Here is a 1111-nt window from a genome sequence, read left to right as displayed (position 1 = left end):
CAACTGAATTTAAAAAACAGATGGTACAGCTCTATGAAAATGGGAAGACCAGAGCAGCAATTGTGGAGGAATATGACCTCACAGCTTCTGCTTTAGACCGCTGGATCAGCCAATCCCAGACAACGGGCTCCTTCAAGGAGAAGGACAATCGCTCGTCAGAAGAAGAGGAACTGATTGCTTTGCGAAAGGAGAACCAGCGCCTGAAGATGGAGGTTGATATTTTAAAGCAAGCCGCGCTGATCATGGGACGAAAGTAGCTATCATCCAGAACAACCGTGATAAATACTCGGTATCAGCAATGTGCGACGTCCTGCAAATCGCAAGAAGTACCTATTATTATGACGCTCAAGAACGAGCTGCTGAAGATGATGTCACTGAAGCTATTGTGGATATCTTTCTCAAGAACCGAAAAGCTTATGGCACACGCAAACTCAAAGTGAAGCTCCACGAGCGCGGATTCATCATCTCTAGACGACGCATTGGCCGCATCATGAAAGAGCAAGGGCTCGTCTCCACTTACACGGTGGCGCAATATAAGCCCCAGAAATCGTCCTGTAACGAAGCGATGACAACTAATGTTCTAAAGAGAGAGTTTGATCAAACGGAAGCTAAACGCTTCGTCGTCAGTGATTTGACGTATGTGAAAGTTCAGAACAGATGGCATTACATTTGTATACTGGTGGATCTGTTTAATCGAGAAATCATTGGCCAAAGTGCAGGTCCGAACAAGGACGCTGCTCTGATTACACGCGCCTTCGCGACCGTTAAGGGTGATCTATCCAAGATTCAATGGTTCCATACCGACCGTGGCAGCGAGTTCAAGAATCATAAGATGGACGAGCTCCTGGGGACGTTTAAAATCGGTCGGTCTCTGAGTATGAAAGGCTGTCCCTACGACAATGCGGTGGCTGAAGCCACCTATAAAATCATGAAAACAGAGTTTGTAAACCAAATGACCTTCCAGAGTCTCCGTCATTTGGAATTGGAATTAGATGACTATGTGAATTGGTTCAACAAGCATCGCATCCATGGCACCTTAGGCTATATGACGCCTGTTCAGTACCGACAAGAAGCCCTTAAAAAAATTGTCTGATTTACTGTTGACAATCCA

Annotated in this window: 1 protein-coding gene; it reads left to right on the top strand. The window is 45.6% G+C overall.

The window, feature by feature from the left end; genetic code table 11:
• Positions 1–1093, top strand: a protein-coding gene (locus ACFO3S_RS27885) for an IS3 family transposase (RefSeq protein WP_378103042.1) whose coding sequence is annotated in 2 segments (ribosomal slippage) — positions 1–222 and positions 222–1093 — 1094 coding nt annotated over the 2 segments. Because the reading frame shifts where the segments join, the coding sequence is not laid out codon by codon here. This gene is flagged as partial in the annotation.
• Positions 1094–1111 lie beyond the last annotated feature (18 nt).

This window comes from Cohnella hongkongensis (genome assembly GCF_042654645.1).
GTDB lineage: Bacteria > Bacillota > Bacilli > Paenibacillales > Paenibacillaceae > Cohnella > Cohnella hongkongensis.
This window is presented reverse-complemented; position numbering and strand designations above follow the sequence as displayed.